Source organism: Fulvivirga aurantia, assembly GCF_009711475.1.
In the GTDB taxonomy this organism is placed as follows: Bacteria; Bacteroidota; Bacteroidia; order Cytophagales; family Cyclobacteriaceae; genus Fulvivirga; species Fulvivirga aurantia.
In genome coordinates, this window is sequence record NZ_SMMD01000582.1 from 1 (window position 1) to 4296 (window position 4296).

3 protein-coding genes are annotated in these 4296 nt (G+C 38.8%); 2 read left to right on the top strand and 1 reads right to left on the bottom strand.

Features of this window, described 5'->3' with window-relative positions; all coding sequences use genetic code 11:
* Positions 1 to 106: 106 nt before the first annotated feature.
* Positions 107 to 1180 (bottom strand): bifunctional 3-deoxy-7-phosphoheptulonate synthase/chorismate mutase type II, encoded by a 1074-nt coding sequence (locus E1176_RS05035; protein ID WP_155209475.1) that lies wholly within the window; start codon positions 1178 to 1180, stop codon positions 107 to 109.
* Between the two features lie 101 nt (positions 1181 to 1281).
* On the opposite strand from E1176_RS05035, the gene E1176_RS05040 reads away from it, so the two are divergent.
* Both E1176_RS05040 and lysS read left to right on the top strand, forming a co-directional pair.
* Positions 1282 to 2466, top strand: coding sequence for a proline dehydrogenase family protein (locus tag E1176_RS05040; RefSeq protein ID WP_155209476.1), 1185 nt, complete (start codon positions 1282 to 1284; stop codon positions 2464 to 2466).
* Between the two features lie 106 nt (positions 2467 to 2572).
* On the top strand, positions 2573 to 4296 hold a 1724-nt coding region (lysS, locus tag E1176_RS05045), incomplete at its 3' end, for a lysine--tRNA ligase (protein WP_155209477.1).

Genomic DNA, 4296 nt, shown 5'->3' on the forward strand with positions numbered 1-4296 from the left:
CTCTGTGTGTTTTCATCTACTAATACAGCAATTTTTTTATAAGCTGATGACCGTAGAAATTGACTTAAACTATCAGAAATTTTTTGGGAGAAAACCGGCTTCAATATCAGGGCGTTTTTTGTGGGTTATTGTTTAGAATCTCTGTTTGAGTTCTTAGAGACTCCTCATGTATAATTTTGTATAATTCTTCGATATACTCTTTGTTAAGATCAAGCGATTTGGCCCACTCTGGCCGGGATTTAATGATATCGTTCCACCTTTCTAATTGAAATATCGTGACATTATTGTCACGTTTGTACTCACCTATGAGCTGGATCATTTTCATTCGACTAGACAGTGTTTCTATTAAATCATGGTCAATGCTATCAATCTTATCTCTAAGCTCTTCAAGCTTGGTTTTAAACTGTATATCGTCTGAGCTTCTCTCTCTTACCTGGAGGTTGGCCAAAATTTCTTTTAGCTGTTGAGGGGTAACCTGTTGCTTAGCATCACTCAAGGCTTTGTCCGGGTTGATATGTGTCTCAATCATAAGGCCATCATACCCCATATCCAACGCTTTCTGACAAATGTCAAAAATCATGGATCGATCACCTCCGATGTGGCTAGGGTCGCATATAAGCTGAATATCAGGCAAGTGCCTTTTTAGCTCTATTGGTATTTGCCAAACAGGCTCATTTCGATAATTAGACTTGCGAAATGAGCTGAAGCCACGATGAATAGCCCCAACACTTTTTACATTGGCATTTGAAATACGTTCTATGCTGCCCAGCCATAAAGCCAAATCAGGATTTACAGGATTTTTAACATTTATGTTGGCATCAACACCTTGCAATGCGTCAGCGATTTCCTGTACAGTAAAAGGATTAACAGTTGTGCGTGCACCAATCCACAGGTCAGTAATATTGTGTTGCAAGGCAAGCTCTACATGTTGTGCGCTTGCCACTTCAATCGTAAAGTCAACGTCTAATTCATCACGTATTTCCTTAATCCAGGACAATGCCTGCTTACCAATACCTTCAAAACTATTTGGCCGCGTTCTAGGCTTCCATACACCAGCCCTGATCATATTTATGCCTAATGCTTTTACCTCTTTGGCAGTACTCAAGAGCTGCTCGTAAGATTCGGCACTACATGGGCCAGCTATGATTAAGGGTTTATTTGATGCTTCGCTGCTATTCAAAACTCTCGATTATTAAGCGTTTAAAGATATTTAAAAATAAAACAATCAAGGTCGTATACTGTTAATTTATATCTTTGTGGCCGTCTATTTTATGGAGTCATATGCAGCTTAAATCTAATATCTCTTTCGATAATACTTCAGTAGCTTTTGAGTCAAAATCAGATGCTGAATTACGTAAATCAAACTTTCTTTTTTCGGTAGTAAACAATCCTGTAATGTCAGATTTGGCTACAGGGTCTGTAAAGTTGGCACTGGCCATAAAACTGCCTGTTAAGCCGATAATTAAGAAAACCGTGTTTGCTCAGTTTTGCGGAGGCGAAACTATTGAGGAATGTAAGAAAACCATTAATGAGCTGCAGGATTATAAAATTGGCACCATCCTCGACTACTCTGTAGAAGGGGGTGTAAGTGAAGAAAGCTTTGATGAAACCAAAAAGGAGCTGCTCAGAACCATAGAGACGGCAAAAAATAATGAAGGCATACCTTTTTGCGTGTTTAAAGTGACTGGTTTAGCGAGCACGCCTCTTTTGCAAAAAGTGCATGAAGATAAGCCATTGAGTATCGATGAGCGTGAAGCGTTTAATCGTGTAAAAGAGCGTGTGGATGAGATTTGTAAAGCCGCTTTTGACAGTGGTGTACCTATTCTCATTGATGCGGAAGAAACCTGGATTCAAGATCCTATAGATACCATCGCTTATGAAATGATGGAAAAATACAATAAGCAAAAAGCTATTGTATACAACACCTACCAAATGTATCGGGTAGATATGCTCGATAATCTCAGAAAGGCTTTTCATTATGCTACAATGAACAATTACTACTTAGGTGCTAAGTTGGTAAGAGGGGCTTACATGGAAAAAGAAAGAGAGCGAGCAGAGGAAAAGGGTTACGACAGCCCCATACAACCTACAAAAGATGCTACAGATAAAGACTTTGACAAAGCATTGGCATTTTGCATAGACAACAAGCAGCGTGTATCGGTAGTTTGTGGGTCGCACAATGAATATAGCAATTACTATCTGGCTCTTTTGATGGAAAAGCACAGTATGCACAATAATGATGAGCGTGTCTGGTTTGCTCAACTATATGGCATGAGCGATAATATCAGTTATAACTTGTCGAAAGCAGGGTATAATGTTGCCAAATATGTGCCATATGGCCCCGTCAAATCTGTAATGCCTTACCTGTTTAGAAGAGCAAATGAAAATACCTCAGTAGCCGGACAAAGCAGCAGAGAACTCAGCCTAATCAAAAAAGAGATTAAACGAAGAAAGAATCACAAATAAGAAATAAAATAATCTTACCAAGTAGGCAGAGATAGGGTGCCCCATCAGGTTTCTACAATTGTTAGATTACACTATCTTTGCACCTTCAAAAAAATAATTCAAAACAATGCAGCTAAGCGAACAAGAGATAATTAGAAGAAAAGCTAAAGATCAATTAGAAGAGTTAGGCGTAAATCCCTACCCATCAGAACTGTTTGAAGTAAATGTTTCTGCCGAAGAAATAAAACGTAACTACGAAAAACAGAAAATTGATTACAAAAACATCTCTATCGCTGGCCGTATCATGAGTCGAAGAATCATGGGGTCGGCTTCTTTTGCCGAAATTCAGGATTCTACCGGAAGGATTCAGATATACATCAGAAGAGATGATATCTGCCCTGAAGATGATAAGACACTTTATAATACTGTATTTAAGAAGCTATTAGATATAGGTGATCTAATTGGAATTAAAGGCTATGTTTTTACTACTCAGACTGGTGAGGTTTCAATACATGTTACCGAGTTAAAGGTTTTGAGTAAGTCTCTTAAGCCGCTCCCTGTTACAAAAGAAACCAAAGACGAAGAAGGAAATGTAGTGAGGCATGATGCTTTCGCAGATCCTGAAATGAGATATAGACAGCGTTATGTTGACCTTATTGTTAATCCAGAGGTGAAAGACGCTTTCGTTAAGCGCACCAAGTTGGTCAACTCGATGAGAGATTATCTTAATGATAAAGGATATCTCGAAGTCGAAACGCCAATTTTGCAGCCTTTATATGGTGGTGCAGCAGCTAAACCATTTAAAACGCATCACAACACACTGGATATGACCTTGTATTTGAGGATAGCCAATGAGTTATACCTCAAAAGGTTGATCGTAGGTGGATTTGATGGTGTTTATGAGTTTTCTAAAGACTTTAGAAACGAAGGGATGTCGCGTTTTCACAATCCTGAGTTTACTCAGGTTGAATTATATGTAGCTTATAAAGATTACAACTGGATGATGGATCTGGTTGAAGAAATGATTGAAAAAGTGGCCATGGATATCCACGGAACTACAGAAGTGCAGGTGGGTGAAAATGTACTTGACTTTAAGCGACCGTGGAAGCGTTTTACAATGTTTGAAGCCATCGAACATTTTACAGGTATCGATATTTCAGAGATGGATGAGAAAGAGCTTCGTGAAACGGCCAAGAAACTTGATGTACCTGTTGATGAAACTATGGGTAAAGGAAAGTTGATTGATGAGATCTTTGGCGAGAAATGTGAAGGTCAATTAATACAGCCTACATTTATTACTGATTACCCGGTAGAAATGTCTCCTTTAGCTAAAAAGCATAGAGACAAAGAAGGATTAGTAGAGCGATTTGAAGCCATTGCCAATGGAAAGGAAATCTGCAATGCTTTCTCTGAGTTAAACGACCCTATTGATCAAAGAAAGCGATTTGAAGAGCAGTTAGAACTTGGTAAGCGAGGAGATGAAGAGGCAATGACCTTAGATGAAGACTTCTTAAGAGCCCTTGAGTACGGTATGCCACCAACTGCCGGACTAGGTGTAGGTATAGATCGTCTTTCTATGATAATGACTAATTCAAACTCTATTCAGGATGTGCTTTTCTTCCCACAAATGAAGCCTGAAAGAAAACCTCAGGTAGCATCTACTGAAGAGTATGTAGAAGTTGGAGTGAGAGAAGAGTTGATACCAATACTACAAAAGCTAGGATTCGATACAATAGATAAGTTGAAGGAAGCCAATCCTAACAAGCTTTTTAATGATGTATGTGGTACACGTAAAAAGATGAAACTTAAAGAGGTGAAGAATCCAGACCTCGATGAAGTAAAAGGCTGGTT